General features: G+C 68.1%; 5 protein-coding genes (1 of these 5 cut by a window edge). 1 reads left to right on the forward strand and 4 read right to left on the reverse strand.

The window, feature by feature from the left end:
- From ACZ4VK_RS26295 to ACZ4VK_RS26305, 3 genes are all read right to left on the reverse strand, one after another.
- Window positions 1-19,244 carry the 5' portion of a hypothetical protein gene (locus ACZ4VK_RS26295; RefSeq protein ID WP_468356724.1) on the reverse strand. Its footprint begins 13,159 nt before the window's first position, so the window shows 19,244 of its 32,403 coding nt (coding positions 1-19,244); it begins with the start codon at window positions 19,242-19,244; its stop codon lies beyond the left edge, outside the window.
- Window positions 19,245-19,269: 25 nt separating this feature from the next.
- Window positions 19,270-19,767 (reverse strand): hypothetical protein, encoded by a 498-nt coding sequence (locus tag ACZ4VK_RS26300; protein WP_468356727.1) that lies wholly within the window; start codon window positions 19,765-19,767, stop codon window positions 19,270-19,272.
- Window positions 19,768-19,922: 155 nt separating this feature from the next.
- Window positions 19,923-21,200 carry an MFS transporter gene (locus ACZ4VK_RS26305; RefSeq protein WP_468356730.1) on the reverse strand — a complete coding sequence of 426 codons (1,278 nt, stop codon included), beginning with the start codon at window positions 21,198-21,200 and terminating at the stop codon, window positions 19,923-19,925.
- A 919-nt stretch (window positions 21,201-22,119) separates the two neighbouring features.
- Between ACZ4VK_RS26305 and ACZ4VK_RS26310 the strand changes: the two genes are divergently transcribed.
- Window positions 22,120-22,881 (forward strand): helix-turn-helix domain-containing protein, encoded by a 762-nt coding sequence (locus ACZ4VK_RS26310; RefSeq protein ID WP_450864938.1) that lies wholly within the window; start codon window positions 22,120-22,122, stop codon window positions 22,879-22,881.
- A 67-nt stretch (window positions 22,882-22,948) separates the two neighbouring features.
- Here ACZ4VK_RS26310 and ACZ4VK_RS26315 read toward each other — a convergent pair whose 3' ends face one another.
- On the reverse strand, window positions 22,949-24,457 hold the full coding sequence (locus ACZ4VK_RS26315) for a helix-turn-helix domain-containing protein (RefSeq protein ID WP_468356734.1): 1,509 nt from the start codon (window positions 24,455-24,457) through the stop codon (window positions 22,949-22,951).
- Window positions 24,458-24,495: the final 38 nt, after the last annotated feature.

Raw genomic sequence — 24,495 nt, forward strand, 5'->3', positions numbered from 1 at the left:
GGATGCCCACCGTGGATCACCGAGATGCTGACAGCGTTGAGGGCGTCTTCGTCCGTGCCGGGGTTGGCGTCAAGATCACTCTGCTGCGGCTCGCCTGCGGTCTCACCCTCCACGGGCGAGGCCGTGGCTGGGGGTGTTTCGCCTGCGGGCGAAGCAGTGGCCGGCTGGGCGGGTGCCGCAGGCTGCTGCGCTGTGCGAAGTTCAACCGTCCGCCCCAGAGCCCGCAGGCCGGTCAAGGCCTGCTCGGCGAGCGCCCGACGGTGGGCGGGTTCGGTGCGGGCGTCGGTGTCCCAGTTGACGCCGCTGGAGCCGGTGATCGGCCGGAAGGACGCTGCGCGAAGGACTTCGGCTGCGGCCTGGTCGTACCGGGCGAGGCCCTGCACGCGCGAGCGCGCCCCGGGCTTACCGTCGTGGACGACGACGATCTGTGCCCCGTTGGTAACGGTGTCCGGCGTCGTGGGCCAGTTCTCTTCCTCTCGAGCCCACTGCTCGCGTGGGACACCGTGTTCCCATTCCTCCAGAGTGTCGAAGAGCTGCTCGTCGCTCATTCCCGCCAGGGGAGACGTCTGCGCCCAGTGAGGCGCTACCTCGGCGAGCAGGCCGTCCAGTTGTTCGGTGCGCTGGTGTAGTAGCAGGGACCGCAGGCGGTGGGTGGCACCGAACAGCGGCTCCAGGCCCGGAGGCAGGTAGACGTCGATGGAGTCGACAGCCTCGCCGACCTGGTCTGCGAGGGTAAGGGTCGCGTGCACGAGGAGGGCGTAGTCGGATGTGGTTATCGCGCGGTTGATGTCATGGAGAAGCGGAGGCAGTACTGCGGCCAGGGGCTGAAGGCGGTCGTGCTGCGGGTAGGTGGGGTCGGTGGCAGTCACGAGTGCCGCACCCTGGGCAACGATCCGGGTCATCAGCACGATGGCTTCGGGCGATGGCTGGTTGGCCTTGTTCGCGTCCGTGTGTTCCTCGACGGAGAGGGGCCGCTCCGTCATGGTGTCGAACGCCGCCTGGTCGACGGTGATCTGAACGGTGCGCTGCCCGAGCGTCCAGCGCACCGAATCTTCTTCGCCGTTGGACCGCTTGCGCTCTGGGGTGTGGTTGGCCCAGGTGTCGCCGTGAACGGCAGCGACGGCTTCCATTCGGGCTTGCATCTGGCCGTCCGGCGTGGTGGTGAGTTCGATGATGCGGCCGCGGAGGTGGTACGCCTGCCCGTACTCCAGCTCGGGCAGTTCCCGTTCGCGGTTGTAGCCGACCGTGGTGTCGATCTGGATCCACTGGCCCGGCTGCAGGAGTGCTGATTCGACACGGTGGCCGATGATGCGACCGTTGGTGTCAGTAACGTCGGTGGGCTGGGCCGCCGGACGGGCATCGTTGCGTGGGATGGCAACGGTCTCCCCGTTTTCCAGCGTGAGTTCGACCTCCCCGCTGGGCAGGGACGTCACGGACGTGACGAGCACGTCTTGGGCCGGATGCCCGGGGCGGGCCGGTATGTGGACCCAGGTGTCTGCGGGGATCTCGTCAGGCCAAAGGTGCCCGTTCGGTGCCTCGCCGCGGGAGGCGCCCAGGTCCTCATAGGGCCGGTACGTCCGGGCCGCGACGGAGAAGGGTTCGCGACCACGGCTACGGTCGAACTCGACCCGGAGTCGTGCCAATGCCAAGTCGAGTGGCTCTGACCGATCGCTGCGCCAGGAGGCGAAGGCCGGAGTGAAGTCGGTCGCGGCCCAGGGAAGCGGCGCACCGTCCGCCCCGGCTACGTCGGCAAGGTGTTTGGCGAAGGCCTCCGCCTCTGTCTTGCTGGTGAAGCTGAGGCTGTCGTCGGTCTGGTTGAACGGCATGCCGGCGCCGGACGGTGCGAGGCGCCAGTTGCGAGAGGAGCCGAACCGGATCAGTCCGCCGGCCATGACTTCCATGGTTTGGTCGGAGGCCCGGTAGTTCCATGCCAGCTTCAGCGGGCCGTTGTTGGTCTGCTGGGCGCGCTGCCGGTAGTAGGCACGCAGCTCTTCCAGTTTCTGGGGGGCCTGGTCCGGGAGCACCGGCAGGGCCGGTGTGTCGGAGGGTTGAGGCTGATCTGGGGTCTGAGCGTCGGGGGTCTCCGGCCTCTGGGAATCGGGCATCGGTGCTGCGACCTCCTTCTGGCGCGCGGCGGCGGGCCGCCAGATGACGGGGGCGCGCATGGTGAGCTCGTCCAGGGCGACAAAGTCACCCGAGACGTCGTAGCTGTTGCGGTCCGCCAAGGCGAACGCTTGGGTGGTGCGAGCGGTGGTGATGTTGCGCCCGGGCTTGAGCACGGGGGCTGACTGGCGGAAGTTGCCCAGTCGCTCGCCGTGGCAGTCGCATGAGAGGTAGTGCCGGATGCGACGGTCTTCGTCGGCGGCAAGGTAGAGCCACCGCGTCTCGCCGCTGCAGCCATCGCGGTGGTACCGGGGGGTGGTGTCCTCGTCCTCGGTCTCCGCGTCGTCTTCCGGGCTCGTCGGCTCGTCGGGTGCTTCTGGTGGGCCGTCGGTGACGGGGAGTTCGGCTTGCCCTGGCACGGGGATGACCGGCGGCAGCGAGGGGGCGGTGGTTCGTCGGTCCAGGCCGTACGCACTGGGTTCCATTTGGCGCCAGTCCTGTCCTCCGCCGCCCTCCAGCGCAAAGGCTGTCGATGTCTTCTCTTCGGGTGCCTCTGGTGTCGAGGAGGTGGTTTCCGGCTCCACGGCGGCCGTAGTCTGCCCGCCCTGAGCGGGTGGATGGGGGACGGTATTGGCTCGCGCCTCGTCCTGTGATGGTGAGACCGGGCTGGGGGTCTCCGGGAAGAGTTGACGCCAGGCCGGCGAAGCTGCTGTGGCTATCAGGTTTTGCGCGAAGGACCATATGGAGGTTTCCAGTTCGCGAGCAGCCGGGGTATCGCTGGCCACTTCGGCGCCCAGATCACGCAGGCGTCGGGCGCCGTCCAGGGCAACGCGGAAGAACGCGGCGGGGCGGACTCGAGACGTGGTGCGGAAAAGATGGGCTGCCTCGACGACAGCTGCGGCCGCGTCCGGGCTCCTTTGCGCCCATTCCGTCCACCGCGGGTCGGCGAGCAGATCCCAGGTACGGTCGGTCACGACCTGCCGGGCATTATCCAAGGCCCTGATGCTCTTCCAGGGAGTGCCGGGGCCGAACTCGGCCCCCTCCTTGGTCGCGAGGATGTGGTCGGTGGAGCTCGGAGCGAGGTCGAACAGGCCTTCGGCCTCGGTTGTCTCCGGCCGGTAGCGGCGCCATGCATCTGCGAGCTGGGCTTCTGTCGGAGGTTGAACGTCGTCGAGGGCGGCGAGAAGGGACTGCTCGGCTCCCCGCAGACTCTTACGGGCTGAGGGTGATCCAGTCGTGAGCTCGGCGAGGGGCGCAGCGCTCAAATCCGCCTGTGCCGTGAGGAGTTGCAGGCGGAGGGCGTCCGTGACACCGGGCTCGATCCAGGCGGGGATGTCTTCCCAGGGAAGTGTGAGTGCGGGCGCCTGCCGATCTTCGGTGCGTAGCACGAGGCCTTCGGGCGCCTTGTCGATGCCTTGGGGGCGTCGGGACATCAGGGATGGCGGGATGCTCTGGTCTCCGCGGTACAGATGGATGCCCCGCGGCGAGTCGTAGATCTGGCCGTTGACCCACACCCGGTGGGCTCCGGGGCCCTCGAGCGCTCGGAGATAGGAGGCGAGGAGTGAGTCGTGAGTGGCGCTGCCGAACCAGCGGCGGAGGATGAAACGTATCTCCTCCGGGGCCAGCAGCTCGCGCCCGGTGGTGTCAGGAGTCGATGGGGTTCCGGTCGTCTCCGGCGTGGGCCCGGTCCCCGCTGGTGCGGCGGCGGACAGGCTGTCGCGAGCGACGGCAAGAACCGAGCGAAGGGCAGACACCCTGCCGCGGAAGTCGTTGTCGGCTGCGGACAGCGAGTTGATCAGAGCGTCGGCGTTGTCCAGGGCATCGCCCAGGGCGCTGACGACGCTGTCCGCGCGCAACGGCCTGCGGACAGCAGCCAGAGCCCGGTGCTTGAGAGCCTCCAGGGCGGGGACGTGGTTGACCGGCATGAGCGGGGCACCGCCGACCGTATCGACGGCCGTCCGGACCCGTCGGCGCAGCGCGGTGAGCGCCGCTTCATCCGGGGTGATCGCCCAGGCCCCCGTCGCTGCCCGGAGGATGCCGTACTGGATGTGGCTGTGGTGAATGATCTCCTGTACCGGCTGGCCGTCTCGCTCCCCGTGGAGGGTGATGGTGCCGGTCTCGGATCGCTCAAGGCGGTTGAACGTGAACGGATTGCCGACGAGGTCCGCATCCAGGGTGTAGCGCAGGCTTCCTGGGATGCGGTGCAGCCCCGGGGCACGCACGAGGGCACCGGGTTCCAGGTCGCTCAGGAAGCTGGGCCGCCAGCCATCTGGTGACACTTCCTGCCGCGCTTCGAGATCGTCGAAGGCCCACTGACGAGCCTGGCTGGCGCTGTCTGCCACCGGTGTGGTGTGGCCGTCTGCGGATAGGTAGATGAAGGCCTTGGGCTTCATCCGGATGATCGCACCAAGCGGTCGGCCGGATTCGTCGGTGAGGAGTTCGCCGCCGCGCTGCTCCAGTGCTTTCGGCATGTCAAGCAGGGCGGCAACGGTCTGCCGTTCGGCCTCCTGTCGCAGCGCGGCGGCCCGGCGCCGGTCGACCGCTGTAGTGAGCGTTTCGCGGCGGCTGCGGATCGCCGTCTCGTGTTCGGGGCTGCGGGCCGGCAGAGCGAGGTTGGTCAGTTCTTCGGCGATTTCGGTGTCGGTTCGGTTCTGAGCGGGCGCGAGGAGCGGGCGCGCGTACCCGGTCTCGGAGGCCGGCTCTGTCCAGCGGGTGATGATGCCCGAACGGCGCTGGGCATAGACGGAGGTGACCATGCGGCCCACACCGTCGGCAGTGGTCAGGGTGAGGCCGTCGACCGCTGCGACGCGACGCCAGAAGCTGTCGCCGCGCAGGCAGACTTCGTCGCCGGGATCGAAGTCGGCAACGGACCACCGGTCCTCGGCGATGCGGACGTGAGTCTGTCCTTGCCACTCAAGGTCTTGTGTGGTGAGGTCCTGACCGTCCGGGGCCGGGTTCGCCTCGCGATGTGCGGTGTTTGCGTGGACCTCGATGACGCGGCCCTGTGCGGTTAGGGTCCGGACCAGGATGTTGACGGCGCGCTCGCGTGCGCCGGCCCCGCCGGCCCGGGGCTCGGTCGTGCCGGATTGGCTCTTGTTGACGAACCCTGCGCTCGTCAGAGCGGCCTTGGCCTGCGGGTCAGACGAGGTCAGGCCGTGGATGCGGGTGGTCTGCTGGTTGTGCTCAACCCACAGCTGTTCGCGACCGCCCCTCTGGTTGGGCCGGGTCTGCAGGTCCTGCCAGTGTCGGGCGACACGGCGTGCTGCGGCTTCCGGCGTCGGCCCGTTCAAGGTGGCATTGCCCATGTGGATCGACCAGGAGCGGTCACCAGCGCTGCCAGTAGCGATGATGCTGCTCTGGAAGCCGACGGTGAGTGTCTCCCGCCTCCAGGAGTAGTCGGCGCCTGGGCTGTCATTGCTCGTCACATGGGTCGTCCACCAGAAGCCCGGCATCCCGTCGATGGCTGCGGCCCCCGCGGGAACGCCCTCGACCACGTCGGCGATAGGGCGAGCGGATGGCCCGGTGGAATCCTGCTGTTCACCTGGAGTGGCCGCCTGGTCAGGCGTTGCGGCACCGGACGGGACGTGCCGTCCTCGGCTGGCCAGCAGTGCGGACAACCTCTCAACAGTGGCCCGGCGTTCCTCCTCCGTGCCCTGGAACTCCCAGTACAAGAAGGGTCCCTTGCGAGCTTGGGCGCGGCGCTTGGTGCTGGGCGGGGGGCCGTAGACCGATCGGGCCTGCCCGACGACCTCGAGCGCGCTGCGTGCCTCGAGATCGTCTGAACTGGTCCCGTACAGGCGCGTGTGCTCGGGAGTGTGCTCGATGCGCAGGGTGTCCGTGACGGGCGGCTGGGCTGGCCGAGTCAGACGGTGGTGGACGGTGGCGATGTGGCTGGCAGCCGCACCGTCTGACCACTTCTGGGTGAGTTGGTCGTCTCCGAGGTAGCAGCGGAGTCGAGTCTTGTCGCGGGCCGTGACGTAGCGCTCGGCGTGCCCGATGGGCTGGCCTTCGTGGTGGACGATGACGATGTCGTCGCTGAGGTGCCACCGGTAGCCGGGTAGGTCATCGATTGTGGAGGCGTCGTCAGGCTGCGCGGGCAGGTTCGGGGGCTGCTCCCACCGCGGAAGGTCCACGGCTCCGCTGCTGCGCGTGGCGGCGGGCACCAGTGTGGGAGGTGTCATGCGCGGCGCGTCGGAGGTGGACGTGGGTTGCTCTGTCTCATCGTCGTTGGTACGTGTATCGGCGTCGGCCGGGCCGGTGGCAGGGCCGGGCCGGGGGGCGACGAATGGGGGTCCCTCCGACACGTCGGCGGGGGTCGTCGCGGGAGTGACGGCTGGCGCGCCAGCGCGCCCGGGCTGCTCGGAGTGCGGGCGGTCGAGACTTCGGTCGGGGTGCGGAGCGTTGCTGGTAGCCGTGTCGGCGGCAGTCGGCTCCGTTACCGGCTGCGGCGGTGCGGCGGCCAAGGGGAGCTGTTGTGGCACGTCGGGGCCGGTGACAGTGAGGGTCCGAGCGGCTCCGGGTGCAGGGCGGAGAGGGCTGCGGCGCTCGCCGGTCACCATCTGGTGGTAGCTGCCGATGTGACGTTCCAGTGCCTCCAGGCCTGTTGCGTCGACGTCTTCGGGCAGGCTGGCCCGCAGGTCGGTGCAGATCCGTGCGAGGCGCACCATCGGGTAGAAGTACTGCTGTCGGGCGAGGGGCAATGTGAGATCTTCGGAATCCGCGAGGTTGTCGCCAGTCCACGTGGCCAGGAAACTTTCGGCCCTCAGCCGTGCGGGGTGGGTGAATGGCAGGCGCTGCAGCAGGCGGTTGAGGTCTTCGTCGGCTACCAGCGACGGAATCTGGGCGCGCAGGGTTGCCACGTCGACGGCGGCGCCCGGCGTCTCGGCGAGTGCGGTCTTGTGAAGCTCGCTGAGTAGGGCGTCAAGGGTTGGAGCGTCGCCGGCGGGGTCGCGGCCGGTAGCCAGGGTCCGCAGAGCGTGGTGACGGGCGAGCTGAGCCAGTGCGGCGGCTTCGTCCGCAAGGCCTACGTGGTGGACGGCGAGGCGCTCGGCCGCGTCATGCAGGTGCGACAGTGCGCCGATGGTCCCAGGAAGCCTGAGGAGGATATCGCGGGAGTGAGCGTAGGCGGCGGTCACCTCGGTGAAGAGGTCCGCGTGCACAGCGTGGTCGAGTACGCCGGGTTGCGTGGCCGCGTGATGGAGCTGGTTCCAGCCAGCGTGCAACTCGGCCAGGGCGTCGCGTAGTTCGCTTGGCCGCCTGTAGGTCGCGATTCCGTCGAGCGGAGCCTTCGTCAGGGGTGACACAAGGGCCGCGAATTGACTGCCGCTGCCTGCCAGTCGCTTCTGGTGATGCGCGGCCAAGCTTTCGAGGATCTTGAGGTCGGCCCAGATCTGGCGGTTGGTCGGGCGGACGTTCGTGGACAGCGTGCCGTGGAGTCTCTGTGTGGCACGAATCGCCGAGGACAGGGCTTGGGTGTCCTCGGGCGACTTCCTTGAGGCGTAAGGCGTGAAGGCGGCCCACTTCTTCGAGAAGTCCCGGTACTCCCACTCCCGGCTCTTCGGATCACGCGCGCGCAGCACGCTGCGGGCCGCACTCTGCAGGAACTCGACGGCCGCCTGGTGCTCGACATAGCTCCGGTACGGCTGACTGGAGGCGTTCAGCGTGTGTCGGATCCCAGCCCGCAGCGCAGCGACCGGGCCGGGGAGAGCTTCGCCGATCCGCGCCGCGAGACGGGTCGCCGGCACGAGCGGGCTCGGCATCTGGATCGAGCCGGTCAGCCACGTGTCGAGGGTCTCGTCCCAGGTGTCGCTGTCGCGGGCGCTTCGCAGACTGGCCTCGGCGAGAGCGTGCTTCTGGATCGACGCGAGTATCGCCCGTGAGGGAGCAGGCCCAGGCGTCTCGTCGCGGACCGCACGAATCAGGTCAGCGGTGTAACTCTGCGCGACGCTGGCAAGAGCCGCGGCCGCGGCCTGGATGCCGTGGTGGGGCTGGCTCGCCTGGGTGGCGTAGTGGTGGGCGATTCGGTGCGCGGTATGGGCCAGGGAGGCCAGGCGGTTGAAGTGCTCTGGCGTGGAGCGGGGCTGGGTAAGGGCCCAGGCCGCCAAGTCGAGGTCAAGACGCAGGTCGGCATCCGCAGTGGGGTGTGCCAGGGCCTGACGGCAGGCGTGCAGGGCGGTCGAAAGGTCTTCCTCGGACAGGGTGGCCCGGTCGTGTGGGGCCTGCGAGGTTATGGCCGCCAGCTCGGTGTTCAGGTTGAGATCGGCCCCGTGGGAGGCCTCCAGTCGCTGAACGTGCCGGGTGAGGTGGAGGTGGAGGACGTCGATGCCCTGCAGCAGCTCGCTGTGGCGGGCGTCGGGGCCTTCCTGGTTGTTCAGCCAGCGCCTCATGGCTTGGACTCGGTCGACCAGCTGGGTGTACTGGACGTGGAGGGCGCCCCCGTCGGGGTCGGTGGCGTGCCACGGCGCCGTACGGGCTGTCTGCCAGCCCTTCTTGAACTTGTTCCACGTGGTCGATCGTTCGCTGACGAAGCCCTTGGCCTGCTGATTCCACCGGTTGGCCAGGGCATCGAGATGAGCGCGAGCGTCGGCGAGTGCCTGGTGGCTGTTGTACGCGAGGTGATCCGGGGGTGACTGAGGCAGAGGCTGATCGAGCAGGGTGAGGAGTTCCTGCTCACCGAGTGCGATGAACTCCCGGCGGTAGCGGGGATGAGCAATCCACTCGGCGCGCAGGTCCGGATGCATGTACGGGTGGCCGAGCCGGGCCTGGTGGCTGAGCCAAGTGGCGAATGGGGCGGCTCCGCCCTGCGCGACGTGACTGCGCACTTCGGCTTCGGAAGCGGCGAGATGGACCAGGGACTGCAGGTTGGCGGCCCGTGCGACGCTCTCTTCGGTGCCGTGCCGCAACCACTTCCCTGGGTTGATCACGGTGTCCGGGCTTGGTTCCGCGTAGTCGGGCCGGAAAACGATCGTGTCGCGGTCGCCGCCCAGTGCCCGCGCGAAGTGCACTTCCAGCGTGCCGTTTTCGACCCACCTGGACCGGTTGTCGAGTCCGTTCAGTCGTCCCTCGAAGCCCGACAGCAGTGCCTCGTGCGCGAAGGGGAAGACCGAGGACGGAGCGAGGGTGCGGCCGGCACCGCGCGCGCCTTCGGCGTGAAAGACGCGTATGGCTTTCCGGCTGGCTCCGGCAGACGGTTCGGCAGTCCGGGGCGCTGGTTCGGCGGAGGCGTCCCGGGCCATGCCTGGAAAAGCAAGCGCGGGGTGCAGTGGTGAGGGAAGCTGCTCGACGAGATGACGCTCAGGGAGGAAGAGTTCAGCAGGCCCCTCTGCGGTGTCGAGGTGGAGGAGAGTGCCACGTTGTTCGGCGCTTCCCTGGAGGCGCACGTGGTAGTCAACCCTTCGCAGGGTTCCCGTCGCCGTAATCGGTTCGTCGCCGTCCCGGAGGCTGCCTGTGGCCACCACGACGCTGCCTGTCTCCGCCTGCCAGGGGTGGAGGCGGGCTCCGCCGAGTGGCCCCGTGGCAAGCGGTGAGGGAAGGATGGCCTCATCCGGGTCGAGGCGGTGCTCCGGGATGGCCGAATGATGATGCGCCGAACGGAGGCTCTGCAGCAGCTTCTCGCGCAGGATCCGAGCGCTTGCCGAGGCGTCGGCGAACGTGGCGCTGTTCGGGTGGTCCTCACCGCGGTCGTAGGCGGCGGCGAGCAGCTGCAGGTCGCCGGCGATACGGAGGAAGTCCTCACGGACGCTGCCGCTTTGGCACTGCCCGTCCTGGAGGGCCTTCATTGCGGTACGGGCCCGTTTGTAGATGGCTGCAGCTCGAGGCTCTGCCGCAGGACGGCCTGTGTCGATGCCGCTGGGGGGCTTGGGCCATGCCTCGTTGTAGTAGAAGGTCCGGGCCAGGTCACGCGCGTTCGGGGGCACGTCGGGTTGGCTACGGAACTGCCAGGGCAGAGGAAGCCGTGGGGCATCGGGGCCCCCTCTGGAGTCGGCGTTGGTGAAGGTTCCGGTGCGCCCGTCGTCGGCATGCCAGGTGGCCAGTTCGACGATGATGCGGTGGGCAAGGTGTGGTGGCTGCTCGTCGTCGGACTCGTACTCGTAGAGGTCGTCGGCGTGGACGCTCGTGAAGGCCGTGCCGCGGACCGTGATCCGTTGCTGGAAGAGGTCCGCGTCTTCCGGCCCCAGGCTCTCCGCCAAGGTGCGCGTGACGAGGAGGGGGAAGGAGACCTTCGGGTGCCGGCCCGGCTCGTCGTTGTAGAAGGCTCGACGTACCAGATCCAAGAGGTAGCCGTCTGCCAGGTCCCGATCCCGTGCGACATTTTCGCGGGCTTGGGTCTGCAGCCGTTCGTCGGCGGCGCGCCGATAGTGGCCGTGGGGATCGCAGGCAGGGGTGGCGGCAAGTGCATGTTCGACGGCGTCGTCGAGGCTCCGATGATCACGGGAGCGCCACAGGCGCGAGAGAGGGCTCGCCAGCGGTGCATCCCAGGGGAAGGGATATCCATCCCGGTCGGTGACCTGCTGGACGGCACGGGCAGCCTGGCGGGCTTGGTCCTGGGTCGCGAAGCCCTCGGTGTGCTGTCCCGGCAGCGGGGTGAGCGTTCCTGGGAAGTAGAGGTGCCAGCGGGTGCGGTTGGCTGTCCGGACGAGCAGGATGCGGTCCTGCAGTACGAGTTCGCCGTCCGTGAGCAGGTGCTCAAGGTGAGCCCGGCGGGCGTCGGTGAGCTCGCCATCATCCTGGGGTCCGGCCAGCTCCAACGACCCGGAGCGGACATGCGCGGCGACGGCATCGACGTCAGCGAAGCGAGGACTCCGCAGGTCAGCAGGAATGGGAGCCGTAGCGTAGTGGGGCAGTTGGGCGAAGTGAGCGAGCGCCGCCTCGCCGGTGAGGCGTGTCAGATGGATGGGGTAGCCGTCGATCTTGGCATGCAGGACGAGTGATCCGTCCGCGTCTTCAGCGACGAGGGCACCGCCTGCGACCAGTGCCCTCAGCCGGCCGGTTGCCTCGCTGCCGGTGAGGATCTCGTTACTGCTGAGCCGGTAGGCGGTCCAGGGGTCGATGCGCAGGTTGCTTGCCCGCTCGGCGGCGCGAGCGAACCGGCCCGGACGGTGCTGCCGTTCCTCGCTGCGCCGCAGCCCTCGTTCGGGTTCCTGGCGTACCGGCTCCCAGGCGCCCGGGACAGGGGCGAGGATCGTGAGATAGCGGTGCAGGTGGTGCAGTGTGGTGATGGCCTTTTCGGTGGTGGCAGTGAATTCTTCCGCCCACTGACTCTGATCCGTGAAGTCCTTGAGCGTGCGCGCTGCTTGCAGGACGCCTTCGCACTGCAGAACGAGACTCGCCGGCGTGGCGCTGGCCCAGTCAGCGCGGAGCAGGGTCGTGTCGGCTACCCGCAGGGTGGCCCATTCCAGCGGATGGCTCCGCCTGAAGGCGGATTTCCACGCCTGCTCCGTCTTGGATGTGGAGGCATTGCGGTACTCGGCGCCGATTTGGCCGCGCAGCGGGACCACGAAGTTGTCGAGGGCTCGGGTCCGGCCGGACCGCAGCTCGCTGCGTCGTCGCTCGCGATGGTCCTCAGCGATCGCGGCGTCCCATACCTGGCGGAAGAAGCCGGTGAGGGCGGGGCCTGGTGTGCCGGTGGCGAGTGAGTGCAGGGCATGCTCGCGCAGCGCCGTGGAGTCGTCGTCGGCGGAGCGGAGTCCGCCGCCAACGAGCCAGTCAAGCACACCCGAAGTGACCAGTGCGGTGGAGATGTCGTCCGGGTCTGTGGAGGGCATGGCCTCGCGAACCGCGGCCAGGAGGAAGACATCCTGCAGGGCCTGCTGCGCCGCGCGGTCGTAGAGGGCGGCGAGGGCTTCGGCCTGGGGGTCTTCGGTGGAGGTACGGGCGGCGACCGTCTGCAGCGATGGCGTAGGGGCGGCAGTGGCCAGGGTCGGGTCCTGCCCGGCCCTGATCAGTGCCTGGTAGGCGTGGACGCGAAAGGCCTGGCGGAACTCCCTCTCGATGCGTGGGCCGCTCGCGAGCACCTCACGCAGGCCGTCGGAGGCGTCGGCCAGGTGTGCGGTGAGCCACTGGTTGATCGCTTCCTTCTCGCCGAACCCTCCGTGCTCACCGCTGCGGAGCATGGTCTGCAGGAGGCCTGCGACCTCCTCGATGTGGGGTTCGACGAGAGCCGGGAAGCGTTCATTCAGCGGGGTGGCGACGATGGTGCGTGTGCCGGTGATGCGGATCCCGCCGTCGGGTTCGTTGCGCACGACGATGCGCTGCGGGCTGTTCTCGGCGGCCCGTTTCGTCATGGCCAGCAGCTTGTTGAGGTCGGATCCGAGCAGGTCGGCGACGCCGCCACCGGCCTTGGTGTGCTCGTACCAGGTGTCCTTCTTGAAGGGGTAGGGCGAGAGGTTCTCGGCCATCTCGTGATGGCGGGCCCAGATGCCCTGCTCAATGCCGGCGGGGCGAGGGCCGGTGGAGGCCGACAGCATCCATCCGTAGTCGGTGAGGAGCCCTGCGGCCTGGATGCGGTCGCGTCCGTCGGTGGCATCGGCCAGTTGCTTGATGCGGAAGTAGGCGCGGCGCAGGAGTTCGCTGGTGCCGCTCTGCTCGATGTCGTTGGTGGCGAGCTGGTCGAGGACCTGGTGCAGGGAGCGGAACTCGGCGGTGTGCCGCAGCGGGCTGGTGTGCTCGATGTCCCACTGGCTGACGAGCTGGTGCAGGATGCGGCCTGCTTCACGGGGCCGCATGCTGGCGCGGGCGCGGTGAAAGGCCTGCTGGGTGATTAGCTCAACGGCCGCCGACATCGTGGTGGTGGAGCCGTCAGCCCGCAGGTCGGCGAGGGTGTCGAAGGCGTCAGGGTGGACGGCGAGCCAGGCAGCGGCCTCGCGGCGGAAGTCTGTGTGGCTGGCGAGGTGGGCGCCACGGCGCAGGTTGGGGTCGTCGGCCATACGGTGTGCGATGTTGTGGGTGGCCTGCCGAGCTCCCTGGAGCTGCTCCAGCTTGGCCGGTGTGAGCTCGGTATCGAGCCGGGTCCACGTATGTGACGTAGGGGTCAGGGCCCGCACGCGTGGGTTGTCGGCGTCATGGCGCCGGATGCGGCCACCGTCCTCTTTGAGGGCGAGGAGTGCGTAGTGCAGCTCGGCGCCGGTCAGCACGTGGGTTTCGGTGGCTCCGGTGAGGAGGTAGCCGAGGTGGATCTTGTCGGTGTCGCCGCCCCAGGGGTTACCGCGCATCGGCTCCGGCAGACCCGCCAGAGGGGTAGGGCGGCTGTCGTTCCAGCGCTGGTGTAGGGCCGCATCGCTCAGCAGGCGTCCGAGACGTTCCAGGTGCGTCTGCGCCTCGTCGAGAATGTGCTGGGCGAGTTCCGCGATGTCGGGGTCTTCGGTCTCGGCGGCGCGGGCGAGACGTGCGAGTTCCTGGAAGTGCGTGGCTCGAGCGGTGACCTGCTCAAGAGTCGGACCGCGGTCACGGAGATCGTAGCGCTCGGTGGTGAGCGTGGTGAGCGTGCGCGTCCAGGCGTGAAGAGCCTGGTCCTCCGCGGTGCCGGGGTACTGGGTTGCGAGCTTCCACTGGGCGTAGCGAATCAGGACCGCGTCTTCGCCGAGGTAGGTGTCGGCGAGGCTGTCGTAGGGCAGCGCGCGTGCGGGCACGTCCGGCTGCGGGGTGAGGGTGGTGCGGGTGCCGCGGGAGCCGGTGATGGTCCAGCCGCCGTCGGCGCCGCGTTCGGCAATGAGCAGGGCGTCGCGCATGGTCGCGGCCTGGTGCGCCCATTGCGGGGAGTGCTGGGCAAAGTTCTGGATGTCGTTGCCGACGGCGGCGCTGGCCTTCTCGTAGCCCTGGTCCAGGAGTGCCCCGATTTCTCGGCCGGTGCTCTGGCCGATGTGCTGGCCGGCGCGCGTGAGTTTGTAGACGAGGTTGGCGCCGAGCTCGGCAAGAGCGGGTGGCCTGGGCAGGTCGGGGACGCTGATGTCGTCTTCACTGGGGATGCCGAGCTCGTCCTCGTCGACGCGACTGTCGGGCTCGCCGGTCCTTGGCCCCCCTCCCCCGCCAGTGCGGGTGTTGCCCCGGCTGGTAGAAGTCTCCTGCTCGTCCTCATCAGCAAGCAGGGAGTCGACCAGGTCCTGCATCTCCTGGTCGGTCGCCTCCTTGGTTTCCCTGGGATCGTCATCGCGGTCCGGGGTGTTCGCGGCGGCCTCAGCGGCGATCAGGTTGGCCAAGCGCGCCTGCTCAGCGCGGGCGGAGGTGAGCGCCTCCGACTGGTCAAACGGGAGGTCCATCAGTCGGTGAGCGCGCTCGACACTCGTCTGACGTCCGGCCAGCTCGTCACGCGCGGCCTGCACCGCGCCATCGAGCGTGCCCAGCATCTTGGTCAACCGTGCGCCCCAGGTCCCGGTCGGTGCGGCGTGGTCCTTCGTGCCGAGGGTCACAAGGACTTCTTCGCCGGGAACGCCCTCCATGGTGAACACCGCGGTGCCGGCCTCGGGGAACAGGCTGACGTCGAGGGGCACCCCGTCGAGGGTGGCGACGTTGCGGCGCTCCAGGCCGCCTACGTCGAGCAAGAGATCACGGAGCTGGGCCGCCGTGGCAGGTGCGTTCGTGTCACCGAGGCGCAAACCTCGCAGGGCGCTGTCGTCCCGACGGTTAAGCAGGTCGATCACGTGGTCAACGCTGCGCTGGCCGGCAGCGATGACCTCGTCGGCGTTGGCGATGATGCTGCGCTGGTGCTCGCGGGTACGGCGCCAGCGGGACTCGGCGGCCTCGAGACGGCGGACCTTTTTGTCGATCTTGTGCTTCTCGAGGAGCATCTCCTTGCCGGACCCGATTGCCTTCAGCTCGGCGATGTCGAAGGTGCTCTTGTTGAGATCGAGCTCCATCTCGTCGATCTGGCTCAGGTCGATGTGGCCCGTCTTGTACTGGGCGATCATGCGGGCCTTGCGCTCGCAGTGCTGTAGGCGGAGCGCCATCGCCGACATGTGCTTGATGTATTGGTGGATCTGGATGACGCGGTGCTGGTTGCCGGGCCTCCAGACGCGCCACTGCTCTTGTTCGATCTCGTCTGGGCGCCATCCGAAGGTGACCTGGTGCGCGGCGATAGCCCGGTCGGGGGCGTCGACAGCGACTCCGGCGGTACCGCTGGAGCCGATCAGGACGCGGATCTCGCCGGTGCGGAACTTCTCGAGGAGTTCTTCCTTCTTTGCCGCATTGTCGCCGGCGTCCTGCATGTAGGCGATCTTCTCTGCCGGTATGCCTCCGGCGATGAGGCGATCGCGCATGTAGTCGTAGGCGGTCCACTTTCCCTTGCGGCGGTTGTCGGCGTTGCTGACGCCGAGGCTGCAGAAAATGAACTGGCCGGCACCGGGAATGGGGTGGAGGGGTGAGTCCGGGTTGCTGTTGTCGGTGCGGTATCGGCGGTCCCTGTAGGCGTGGTCGATACGCAGCACGTTGTCAACGACGGCGTCCAGGACGGTGGGGCCGTCGGCTTCCTCACCAACCAGCTTCGGGTGGATGGCGTGCATCACCGCGTCGCTGATGATGCTCGGCATGATGTCGCCCTCGTCGGGCTCGCCTGCCTCGAAGCGTTCGATGCGACCGAGCCAGTTGGTGCTCATCCATTCGGATTCGCCCTCGGTGCGCGGGATGACGTGGATCTGCGGCTTGCCGCCGGCTACTACCGGGCGTCCCTCGATCTTCACGTCGTGCTGGGTGCGTACGTCGGCCATGACGTGGTGCAGGCGCACGTAGGTGTTGAGGTTTGTTTCGCGGAATGCTCCGGGGCGTTCCTTGAAGCGGATCTCACCGCTGGGTGCGATCTCGGGTTCCAAGGTCGTTTCGATGAAAACGCCGCGGAAGCTGTCGAGGTCGTTGATGGCGGCCTGGGGCAGGAGATCGGGCTTGAAGAGGTCGAAGAGCCGATAAAACTGGGCCATGTTGTTGCGCGCGGGGGTCCCGGAGGCGCCAATGATGACGGCGGTGTCGGGGTGGGCCCGCCGGACGGACCATGCCTTCATGTCGAGGTCGTAGGCGCGGGCAGCGGGGGCGAGACCGAGTTCGCGCAGTCGGGTGGGGTAGGCGATGCCAAGGAAGTTTTGGACTTCGTCGATGAAGAGCCCGTCGATGCCGAGGCGTTCGAAGGGCAGGCCCACGTCCCGGTGAATGAGCGCGTTCTTGCGGAGCTGCTCCACGAGCTTGGTGAGCATGGTGCGCAGCCGCTTGACTGTGCGGGCGCTGGGGCGTTCGTCGGTGATGTCGCCCATGCCGGCCAGGGCGAGGTCGTCCCCGAGGATCTCGGCGACCAGAGGATCGCGCAGGTCGTTGAGGAGTTCCTGCTCGAGGACGTCGCGCTCGGGGCTGCGGCCGCGGCTCTGCAGTTCGACGAAGGCCCTCAGCCGCGCGGAGACCGCTTCCAGGTAGAGCTGTTGGGATTCGGCTGAGAGCGGGATCCGCTCGAAGACGGTGTACGGGACGATGACCGCGTCGAAGCTGCCGTTGGCGATCTTTCCGATGAATGCTTGGCGGCTGGCCCGGGTCTCGGCGGCGCCGCCTTGGCTGTTGAAGTCTTCCTGGGAGCAGACCAGGATCTTGGCGTCTTTGTACGCCCAGCGGGCTGCCCGTTCCCACTGGCCCAGGGCATTGTTGGGTACGACGATCATGGGTTTGCGCGACAGCCCGAGCTGCTTGCGCTTCATGACGGTCATGAGGATCGACAGCGTCTTGCCGAAGCCGCCGTCGTGTTCCATCAGGAAGGACTCGACCAGGCCGCGGGCGACGGCGTCCTTCTGGTAGTCGCGGGGGTTGACCTCAGGGTTGAGGCCGGGGAATGTCAGGTGGGCGCCGCTCGGCCGGTAGGTGACGTGCGAGCGGTAGTACCAGTTGTAGAGGCGGACCAGTTCCTCGCCCCGTGTGGGTTCTTCCCACATGTAGTCGGCGAACAGGCGGTTGATCTCATCGGCGCGTGCCTGGACGTCCTCGGTCGCCGAGGCGCTGGTGGTTTTCCCGTCGCCGGTCTTGGCGGGGTTTTCCTCTTCATCCTTGGTGGGTGGCACGAGGAGGCTCGCGCGTCGCAGCATCCGCTCGATGATCGTGACGGCGTCCCACCGAGCCGTGCCGTAGGTGTCGCGGTTGGTGCTGAGCTTGCGGGCATCGGAGGATGCCTCGATGCGCCAGTCCCCGCCGACGGCCCGGCTGACGTAGATCTCCTGGTGCCCGATGAGGGTGCGCAGGAAGCCTTCAACCCATTCGGACCGCAGCATGGGGTCGCCGAGTTCGACGTCGATGTCGCCAGCTGCGGCATCAGAGGGGATGACTGCCTTGAGGGCGGTGATATTGGCTCGGAAGCGGTCGTCGCCTGCGTCGCGGTTCGCGTTCTCGGCGATGTGGAGCTTGCCGCGGACATGGCCGGACAGGTAGCGGTCAGCCGGGATGAGGTCGGCGGTCTTGGGATCGTCGAATGTGAGGGTGCCGAGCTGGGTCCGGGCTTGCTCCGCAGGGACGTCGAGGAGCTCAGCGATGTAGGCGAGGTCGGCGGTGCCACGCTGGTTCAGGCTGATGGCCAGGGCCTCGGCCGGTGTGCTCGCGCGGGTAGGAGTGTCGCTGCGCTGTTCGTTGTACTCGAAGATGCTGCTCTTGGTGGCGGTGTTCGTCTTGCGGTCGTAGACCTCCAGCGCCATGACGGCCGGTCCGAGCGGGTCGAACCGGAAGTGCCATCGGGCGCTACGCGGTTTCATCGCCCGGTTGAGCGGGCCGTGGGTGGTGGCGTAGTGGTCGTAAGTGTCGTTGAGTTGCGCCCTGGCTTCTTCCAATGCCTCGGGCTGCGCGTCGTCGGCGGTCTGAAGTTCGACGAGGGTGCGGTACTGGTCGCGCAGTGCGAGGAGGTCGTGGAGCTCGGCGCCCTCGGCCGGGTCGTACTCGAAGGGCACGAGCTGTCCGCCGCGCAGGGTCTGGAAAGCGTCGTTCTCCTGGATGATCGCGCCTTCGTTGGCACTGAGGTCGCTGCCGAACCGTTCGATAGCCTGCTGGATTCGCTCGGCTTCGGCGTCGACAGCGGCACGCTGGGCCGGGTCGGCGGGCTGGTAGGTCAGCTGGGATGCCTGGGCTTGGTCGATGATGCGTTTGGCAGCCGCAGCGACCTGACGGGGCGTGTGGGCAAGATCGTCGGGGATGACGCTGAGTTCGGGGCCGTGCTGGCCCGAGACCATGGCGTGGGTACCCAGGACCTGCTCGGGATGCCGGGCGAAGTAGTTGCTGATCCGGGCGCTGCCGCCCTCCAGGGGCACGATTTGTGTTGGGACGGGGTCCCAGCCGGCGGCTTCCTGGCCGGGTTCGCGGACGCGGAGAAAGACGATGTCGCCTACGGCCTGGGTGCCTGCGCTGCCAGCGAAGGCACCGGCGGGCAGCCGGATGGCGCCGAGGAAGTCGGCGTGCTGAGCCATCTCGCGGCGGGCCTCGTCCTTGAGGCTGTCGAGGGTCCACCGGGAGGTGATAACTGCGATTGTGCCGCCAGGTCGGACGTGGGCAAGCAGCCAGTTCAGGGCGTGATTGTGGATCGACAGACCGAGGGGGTTGTGGGCCGGGTCCGTCAGCGTGTAGTCGCCGAAGGGCAGGTTGCCGAGCGCGCCGTCGGCGTAGTCGCGGGGCAGCCGGACGTCCACGAAGGAGGAGGCGTGGACGATGGCTTCCGGGTTCAGACGCTGGGCGATGCGTGCGCTGGTCGGCTCGAGTTCGATCCCGACCATGCCGGGGCCCAGGAAGGTGCCGGTGCCACAGCCGAGTTCGAGAAGTCGTGCATCGGCGGGTACGCCGAGAGCGCTGGCTGCGGCGCGTATCGCGTCGGCGATCGCCGGGTCGGTGAAGTGCGCGTTGGGCGTGGAAGCGACCGCGGCGTCGTACTCGGCCGCGCTGAGCAGCTCCCGCAGTTCAGTGCGGATGGCTCGGTGTTCGGGCTTGGACTCGTTGAAGACCTCCGAGACGCCGGTTGCCCCCCAGGATGTGTAGCTCGCAAGGACCTGGTGCTGTTCCTCAGTCAGCGGCTGGTCGTCGGGGAGCTGGGCGAGGAGACGCAGCGCGTCCAGGTTGCGCGCGATACGCAGCTGCGCCGGGACCGGCTGCTGGAGAGGGCGGCTCGGGGTGCCCTGGGGCTGGTCGGCAGGGGTGGAGATGGTGGGCAACCCTTCGCTCCTTTCCAGAGGATCGTCAGAGGGCGCGGCCGAAGGCGCGGAGTTCGTCCAGGGAGGTGCCGAGCGCGGCGAGGAGTTCCGGCATGAGCTGGAAGGCCAGGAGGAGTTCGGTGTCGCTGGTCTCGCTGACGGTCCGGTCGCGGTCGAGGAGGGCACGGATGGTCGCCTGCTGCTGCGCGAGACGGGCGTCGAAGGCGGTCAGTCGTGCCCGGTGTGCGGCGGGCTCGGTGTCGGGCTGCGCGGTGTCCGCTTCGGGAGGCAACTGGACCAAGGCCTGCATCACGGTGTGCTCGGCTTCCCGACGCAGAAGTTGGAGCAGGCCGGCTCGCTTGGCATGGTCGGTGATGTCCGGGGTGAGGTGGATCTCGGTAAGGGCGTCCCAGACGGCGATAACGCGGTCCTGTACGTCTTCGCCGAGCTGCTGGTAGAAGGCATCGGGAGTGGAGAGGTTGGCGTGGGCGTGCGGGAGCCAGCGCCGCCAGTAGGCCTGGGCTTCGAGTGCGTAGTCGGTCACGGCTGGGGCTCCTCCGGGCGGCGTGGTGATGTGAGGGTGGCAGGGTTCGTCATCTGTTTCCCGGGTGCTTCCCGTGGGGCGGGAGGAGCGCGTCTTTTTCTTCTGAGTGGGTCGCCAGGCGGGAAGGGGCCTGTCTGCCGAGGTGTCGGGGTGGGTCACACGGGTTCGACAGTGCGGGCCTGGTTTGCATCCCGTGCGGGCGCGGGCACGGTGGCTGAGAGGTTCGGCGTCGGTATGGACCGTCCGGTCTGGGCGGGGTGCTTGTGCCAGTGCTGGGCAAGTTGTCGGCCTCCGAACACGATGGCCAGGCCCATGGTGATGCCGCAGACGGCGAGTACGGCGGGAAGGGCGGAAAGCGGGACGACGGCCACGACCAGTCCGGCCAGCGGATAGGGGAGCAGGCCGATGACCCACAGCACGCTGACGGTGGCACCGAGAGCGTGTTGGGGGATGACCAGCGTTCTCATCGTGCGCAGGACGACGTTGGCTGCGCACTCCCCCGCCACGATGGCCGCGGCGGCCACCGCGAAGGCGCCGAAAGTGCCGACCGTGCCGGCCGTGACGGATGCCGCGGCGAGGAGGATGCCACTGGAGATGAGTAGCGGCGCCATCCCCCAGCGGTCGATACCACGGCGGGTGACTGAAGTGGCCATGAGAGTTACCACCGCTGCTGCGGTCCACATGACTCCCAGGTCGGTCTCGGCCTTTTGGTACTGGTGCAGGGCGATGCCGGGCGCGGTCGCGAGCAGCAGAGCGACCAGGATCTGGACAGCGCCCATAACGACTGCGATCCAGGCGATGACGGGGGTGCGCAGCATGCGCCACCCTGCGGCCATCGACTTCAACGGGCTCTGCAGCGGGGTTTCCTCGTTGAGCTGGGGACGTCCGACGGTGAGCAGGGGTGCTCCGCAGGTGGTGGCCAGTGAGAGGAGGGCGACAGCCACGAGAGCGGCAACTGGGTGCTGCGCGACGAGTGCGGCGGCGCAGAGGGGGCCTATGAGCAGGGCCGCCTGGTCGATCTGCATCTGGCGTGCCTGGACACGGTGGACGTCGTGGCCGGACTGCACCTGCGTGCCGATGACCTCGCAGGACAGGAAGGAGAACTCGGCCAGGATTCCCCCGACCGCCCCGAAGACGATGACGGTCCACCACTGGTGCGGATACATCAGGAGAAGTCCCACGGCTGCCAGGGTGAGGACGGCCCGAAGCAGTGAGGCGTGGAGGAGGATGATGCGTCCTCCGAGGCGGTCGACCAGAGCGCCGGCCACGGGGAGGATCGCGATGCGGGGCAGCCACTCGGCGATGAATGCGATGCCGGAGTGGCTCACGCTGCCGGTGATGGCGAGAACGATCAGGGGCAGCGCGAATTGGGCGATGGCGGTGCCGAGCGCGTCCGTTGCGCGGAGCAGGTTCGTGCGGTGGAGTTCACGCATGGTGTGACGCGTACGGCCGGGACGGGCGCACGCTCGTCCCTTTCTGTGGATGGGGAGGGTTGCAGACGCCGGGCAGGGCGGTGAGGGCCGACGTCAGCCGGTTCGGCGCTCGCTGTCCTCGCGGGACGGATGCCGTGCAGGCGGTTTGGCTGCCGCGCTGGGCGGGGGCGTCGCCTCGGTCGGAGCCACCGGCATCTTGATGACGGCGGCGCTTTCGGGCATGGGGGTGTCTCCAAACGCGGACGTGTAGAACCATCGGCCGGCGCTCATGGTGGTTGCCTCCTGGGATCAGCGGCCCGCGCGGGGCTGGGCGGATTCACCGTCTTCAGCGTGTGAGTCGCGGGCAACCGTGTGCGGGGCAATACGTCCTGGCTTCCCGCCTGGCGAGCAAAAAGTTCCTCCGTGTCTCGCTGGGCGGGACACGTCGACAAGAAGGGGGCTTCGAACGCATCGCCACATGGCGGGGTTCAGGAAGTAGGCGTGGGTCGGCGCATGGGCCGAGAGGGAGCGGCAAGGCTGGTCCCAGGGCGGGAAGGGGGCGGGGCGTGTCCCGCCCACCGGGCCCGGGACGTATGCGCCGGCCCGTGTGACGCTTTCTCGCTTCCCTTCAGGCGGGAAGCTGGAGCGAGGTTGCCCGCCAGGCGGTAACCTCCGCGACGAATCTTCGGGCAGCGCCAAGTGCTGTCCGTTGCACTCCGTATCTGCGCAGTGGGCGGCCGCGCCACTTGACGTGCGGAGACCCTCGGCGGGCGGGGTGTTGGCGGTGCTTATGCAGACCGTTCCGTTACTGAGCGTGTCCGGAAGTTTGACCGCCGGTGCCCATTTCTCCTAGATCCGCAGGCGAGATGCGACAACGATGGAGACCGTACAGCGAGCCGCTCGCATATGCCGGTGGTCGTTTTTTTCGGGGAGGCTGACGGTGAAGGAAGCGGTCGATCGCGCGACGGGTGCTTCGGCGCACGCAAAGGTGTTCCGAGTCCTGACGGCTCTGGAGGAACTCGGTCCTGGCGCTCATGAGTTGCGCCGAATCACGTCCAAGTCAGGCCTGCCCCGCTCCACCGTCCAGCGCATCCTCGCCTGCGGGGTCGAGGAAGGGCAGATCGAACTGCGCGGGCAGGGCCTGTACAGCATTACCCCGCACAGCGGGGCTCTTCGCGGACTGCGACTGCCGCAGGTTGCCTCACAGGGCGCCGATCCTGACCTGACGCAGCTGCAGCGACAGACCGCCCAGGTCGTTTTGCTGTTCGTCACAGTCCCACTTGCCCGTCGCCTGTGGGTGGACACTGTCTACGGCCGACGCTACGACTTCGTGGAGGCACTCACCTCCGAGGACAGCGCGGCGCTCGAGCTCTCTCCCCTGTCGGCCGATGCTGCCGGGCTGGTGATCAGCGCGCACAGCGAGGACGAGACCGTCAGCAGCCGATTCCGGGAGATCCAAGAGCTGGGGACGTGCTTCACCCGGTCCCCGCTGCCAGGATGGTCCATGATCGCCGCCCCGGTATACGGGCGAGCCGGCCACGTCGAAGGGGCGCTGGCCCTGCTCGGCCAGCACCCCAGGATGTTCTCGGAGAAGACCCGTTTCTCATACGAGGTGCTGCGTACAGCGGCCCGGGTCAGCCGACGCTCGGAGAACGCGCTGCGGCCCGTCCGCTCGTCCTCCCAGCTTGCCCCGGTCGCCTGAGCCGAGAACGGCCCCGGCTGACTGAGGGGTCGGCAGAGCCGACGCCCCTACGCAGTGTCCGTCTGGGTCACCAGCCGTGGTGGGAGTGCTGGCGCGCCGCCATGAAATCCTGGGACTGGCAATCAGCCTCATCGCCGCGAGCGATGACAGACATGGTCACGGCCCGGAAGCCATGATCACGTGCGTGGGAGGGGATCGCAGTGGTGAGAAGGACAGACGCGTAGCCTTCAGCCCCCACGAGGATGTCCCGCACGACGCCGTCCTCGTCGTCTGGATACTCAGTCGGCTGCGCCAGCAGGTCAGGGACCCTTCGCAGATATGCCTCCTCGAGCTTCGGCCGACGTGCGATCTCCTCGCGGATCCGTCGGAGTTGCGGATCGGTCTGGGTGTTCTGGAAGACGAGGGCGAACTGCGAAAGCGTCGGCAGCATCCAAGAGTCTCGCCACTCACCCAGCATGTGTGGAGCGTCCGGGTGGAACAGAGTCCATCTCAACGTGTTCACCGTCGGGTGGTTGAGCGGGTGCGGTGAGACGGCTTCGAACAGCCGGAAGTACGCATCGTTGGCGACCACCACGTTCCACGCACCGTCGGTGAGGCATGCGGGATCGCTCTGCCGGTGAATGTGAACGTTGGCCCACCGCTCAGTCAGTTCCAGCAGTCGCGCATTACCCGAAAGGGCGCCGGGCAGGGGTACCAGGTGACCGGTCAGCCGGTAGAGCTGCCTACGGCCGACCTCGTCGAGGTGCAGAGCTCGGGCAAGATCGTCCAGACGGGTCCGCGGTATCGCTTGCCGTGCGCTCTCCCAGACCCTGTACTGCCGGTCGCTCATACCTAGTTCGAGAGCAGTCTCCTCCTGCCCCATGCCTCGCGCGTCCCGCGCATTCACCAAGAACGCAGTCAGACCTGGAGCCAGCGGCAGGTCGCGGCGCTCCTCGGAGCCCCGGGGGGTGCACCGACCGACCGCAGGGCGCATCAACGGGACGCGAGCCGCCGATGCCGCGCGCGGCGATTGGCTTTTGGTGAGAACCGAACTCGAAGACATGCTTCCCCCTGTACTGGTGCCGCATTTCTGCGGCGTGGCGGCTCGGCGCAGCGTGTGCGTCAAGCGCCGGCTTCGGCGTCTGCTCCATCCATGTGGTCGTGGCGGGGCCGTGATGGACCGGGGTGCTCGGAGCAACCGCGCGTCCGCTGGAGACCGCTGGTCCTCCTGCGGCCGTTGATGGACGGCCGACCATGACGGTTCTCGCTCCCGAGACGGACACCCCGGCGTACCTGTCCCTCGGGCCGCAGTGCAGCGGACAAGACAACTTCGCGGGCGAAGCTGCGAAAGGCGCGGCGCCTGGCGGTTGGCAGGGGGACTGTCTCGACATCCCTGCTGCGGCTCTCCCCTGCCGTTCCGGAGACACTCCGACGGGGAGCCTTCGGGCTCGGTCGGGTGCTCCACTCGCTTTGGGAGCTCCGTACCACCTGTATCGCGTCCTTCGGTCCTCACTGGGCAAGAGGCGCCACCCACCCGTGCGGGGGGCACCTCATCAAGTCCATTGGATGGGGCGGGTTTGACCTTATGCGGACCCATCCCGATCTTGTCAAGTAGGTTAGATGCCGGGAATCATT

This window comes from Streptomyces sp. NPDC028711 (assembly GCF_055565415.1).